This window comes from Anabaena azotica FACHB-119, from assembly GCF_014697625.1.
GTDB classification, from domain to species: Bacteria; Cyanobacteriota; Cyanobacteriia; order Cyanobacteriales; family Nostocaceae; genus Trichormus; species Trichormus azoticus_A.
Genome location: NZ_JACJSG010000114.1, coordinates 1 through 3948, shown reverse-complemented (window position 1 = coordinate 3948; position 3948 = coordinate 1). Strand labels below are relative to the sequence as shown.

The window sequence follows — 3948 nt, the reverse complement described above, 5'->3', positions numbered from 1 at the left end:
ATAATCAAACCAATAGTTTGATTCAATAGTCCATATTTTATGAAACTATGAATGAACAAACTACCTGCCAAACCCCCAAATATTAACCAACGTAAAACGTTATCATTGAGGCGTAAATTAGATTTCATAAACTGTTACCTTGTGTTAAATTATCGCGCATAGGAGTCAGGAGTCAGGAGTCAGGAGTCAGAATGAGCGCATGAATTGAAGTCTGATAAATCCCCAATTAATTGATTCTGACTCCTTAATTCTGACTTCTGACTTCTTCTTCAACAGAGCTTAAACCAATTAATTTGTTGACTAACTCTTGAGAGACAGATGACTTATTAGCAGCAGTAGGAATATCGTCACCTGACTGTAAATAACCGATTAGCGTTTGCAACCGTTTATGCAATTCATCTTGGTAATTCATTTGTCCATTTTTGATGGCGATCGCAATCCCGCCTCTAATTTGATTGATTGTTTGTTGTGTTTTGATTAGTGAAGATTGAGGCTTTTGAGGTAAAGGGGTTTGTGCTACAGTCACTTCCCCACTCGTAATCACTACCTGACTATATTTAGGAGTGCCATTACTTGTTGCAAGTCGAAAACTGTAAGTCTTGCGATCGCCTGATTGTGATTGTGTGACGACTGTTAATAAAGTTGTCGATGTTTGCGGTAGTCCTGGTATATTGACTCTCTTTATCCTTCGTAGATGAATTAGCCCCGCACCGGGATTAGAACAACTTTGGTCAAGACCAGATAAGCAACCATCTGTATCAATCAGGATTTGTGAGGGGTCATCTAACCAAACTTTTTTGATTGTTTCACCAATTTCATAAAACGAAATTGCTACCCCGTGACCATTCCATACATTAATAGTTTGAAGTTTGGCACTAGTTCCGCTCGCTTGTGATTGCTGGATAGTGCGGACTACAGGTGCAGCAATTGTGGACAGTGGAGTTGTGGCGATCGCGATGGCTGAAAGCCCAGCGTAGCTGATCGCTAGAGTGCCGCTTGTAATTGTGTTAATTAAGTTCATGGCAACTCCAACGAACGATTAACTGTAATGGTCACTTTAGTCCCCGCAGAGATATACCAACTATTGGGACGAGCCATAATTTCTTGACTAGCGCGTTGATTGCGCTGGTTCATATTTTGGCTGACCTGCCCAAAAAAGCCTTCCATCAATGCACCAGTGATACTGCGTCGGTTGCCACTGGTACGTCGTCTGGTTCTGCCATCGTCATCCTCCCATTCTTCCTCCGTGTCGGGTTGGTTAATGATTTGGCCAACCTTCCCCAGCCCAGACACAACACCTCCAAACACATCATTGCCTGCAATCTCTCCACCTCTGTCCTGAAATTTCTTGGCGATTAAGGGTTTTCCCCCTTCCCCAGTCATGGAAATTGCACCAGCCGATACTGGGTACTCGGTATTGTCCTTAACAATGCTGCGGACGTGAGCGATCGCTCCTCCGCCACCATCTACCGAAACTAATTCCACTGCCAATGAAGTCCCTTTGGATATTGCCACTTGCCCATAGTTATCCGGTAAATCTTGAGTTAGTTGGATGACAGACCTAGTGTTATTAGGGGTTGATGTTTGTTGCCCTGAATTGCTAGGAGTGGCTTGAACCAATGGCGTAACAACCACAGCACTAGCAAAAGTACCAACAGTCAGGTAACGAGTTTGTTTACCCTGGATAATTTGCCTTTCTTGGTCTAAATATTTACCCGACTTAGCAATAGTCTCCACTTGCCACCGGGGGCGGATTTTTTCAATAGAGTCGTTTGACCAGAGGGGTGTGGTTTGCTCAACAGGATCATTACCTACATTCTCCTCATCAGTTTGTTCAGGTTGATTGGGTTGATTTAGGGAAGGGTCTAATGAAGTGGTACTAGTTTCGGCATAGGCGATTTTGCCGTAAGAACCGACCGCACGAAGTTTGTTGATTTGTTCAAAAGGATCTACTGGCGTGACTGTTCGGTTAGATATGGAGGGTCTTGGAGAAAAACTCGTGCGCCTTGGTGGCTCACTTCGGTAGGTTCTAATTGGTTGCTCTCTCCGACGAGGTGTAGAACGTGGTTGTGTATTAACAGTCCGTGGCGCACTTCGTGGCGACGGTGGAGTGGATGGTACGACTTTTTCGGTGTTTGAAACTGGTACTGGTGCAGGTTTATCTTTGTTAATTCGACCTAATTCTCGCTCTTGATCAGATAGAGCCAGTTTTGCACGAGCATCGCCGTCTCCCTCCTCATCAATTTGTTGTTGTTGTTCTGTGGTAGTTGCTTGTTCCTGTTTTTGAGCAATCTTTTGAGGTGGTGAAGGATTAAATACACCATTTAGTAGTAAAAAAATCCCCAAAAAACCTACCCCAAAAGGGACAGCAATTATCAATAACCGTGACCAAGGAGAAGTCACAAATGTGTGCTTAGTAGGTACTAATAAACTTTCTGGTTCTAGCTGTTTGTCTGGGTGTTTTTTGTCGTCATCCCCCAGAGAAAGCAGTTTATCTACAGTTGATACTTTACCGTTATTTTCACTCATTTTCTTCTCCCCAAGTTCAAATCTACAATCTCTGTAATTTCTAATCCGGCGCGACGGGCGGAATAAATCTTCTTAGCTAACTCAGTAGTATTAGCGGGGGTATATTCTGGATTAGAAATTGAGACTAGTGTAATCGTTTTATTAAAAGTGATTCCCTTACCTGAGTTATCTGCACGGTCAAAAGTTACGAGTGTCCCAATAAAATCTATCTCCCATTTACCTTCTCTAATCTTGCGTGGATTAGAAATAAATCTAGGAATTAAAGATACCTGAGCATCACCATTAAATACACTCGTGGGAGTAATTGATGCTAGCTTTTTCAGGAATGCTGCCCTAAATCCACCATTTTCACTCAAAGCGAATGCAGCATCATAAGCTTTAGTCGTTACTCGACTATTCGATTTATTATTAATTCTTCCTACTTCTATCCCAGTATCTTGTTTCGTGATGGGTTCGCCTTTTTCATTGAAACCTTGTGTCAAACCATCCCAGTTGAACATTTTAATAAATGTGTCTGACACAAACTTTTTGATTACTTCATCAGACCGTTGCTTAGGGTCTACGGCTCTAGCTGTAATTGTCTCACCTGATGATAGTTGTATTAAGGCCAATTGTTTTTTATTTAGTACCGAAATCGCTCCATAATTGAGGAATTGTAACAACAAAGATATAAAAGCCATTGAGAACCCAGCTAGAGAAATTATTCCTACTCTAGTTGTTACATATTTGTTGTAGCTAAGGAGCTGCAATGGCTCCTTCTTGGGTTGAGTCTTATTTTTGTGATTTAGCATTTTAAATTAGGGGTGTAGGGTGTAAGGGTTCTTTATTTAGCCATTTTTTTAGTTACTAAAGTTTTAGTAATATCGAGAGCAATGCCACCATAAAATTGTGCGGCTTTATTAATTTGAGTGAGGACAGCAATTCCGCCACCCGCCGCTAATCCTGTACTCAAAAAAGGAGCGAAAATGCCAATAGTAAACAGGAAGAACATCGGCTGGTAAGTTTTAGAATCAGCCACTAATTGTCCGGCGAAACCGACAATGATATTGAAGCAGAGTTTGCCAAACCCAACACTGAAATATCCAACCAACCAAGTATAAATAGATTTAGCTCCGTAGGGCAGCAAAGACCCACCTACAGCTAGTGGCCCAAGCAATGCGGTCATTAACATTGTTAATTCAATTCCCCACTGATACGCCCCATTCATGCCGACTAGAATGATAGTAATAATGTCTGTGATTGCCGACCCGACGAAGGCATTAATGGGAGCCAAAACTACATCCATTGGTGATGCTTTTTTCTTTAGAGCATCCTTATAAGCGTCAATAGTACCGTTGATAGAATCAATAAACCAAGCAAACACCCCATCATTTTTTTTGAATTTATCTGGATATTTTTTGGTTAAATCTGATTTCGCTT

General features: G+C 41.7%; 3 protein-coding genes and 1 pseudogene. All 4 read right to left on the bottom strand.

The genetic code is table 11. The features are described 5' to 3' along the window. Positions 1-244: 244 nt before the first annotated feature. On the bottom strand, positions 245-1021 hold the full coding sequence (locus H6G83_RS34620; protein WP_190480688.1) for a hypothetical protein: 777 nt from the start codon (positions 1019-1021) through the stop codon (positions 245-247). After that, entirely contained in the window at positions 1018-2529 is a 1512-nt protein-coding gene (locus H6G83_RS34615; RefSeq protein WP_190480685.1) for a TrbI/VirB10 family protein, read from the bottom strand. The genes H6G83_RS34620 and H6G83_RS34615 overlap by 4 nt, the downstream gene beginning before the upstream one ends. After that, a complete protein-coding gene (locus H6G83_RS34610; RefSeq protein WP_242045020.1) occupies positions 2526-3278 on the bottom strand; it encodes a hypothetical protein in 753 nt (250 codons plus the stop codon). The genes H6G83_RS34615 and H6G83_RS34610 overlap by 4 nt, the downstream gene beginning before the upstream one ends. Positions 3279-3352: 74 nt before the next feature. Beyond that, positions 3353-3948: pseudogene (locus H6G83_RS34605) on the bottom strand (hypothetical protein); the annotation flags it as partial.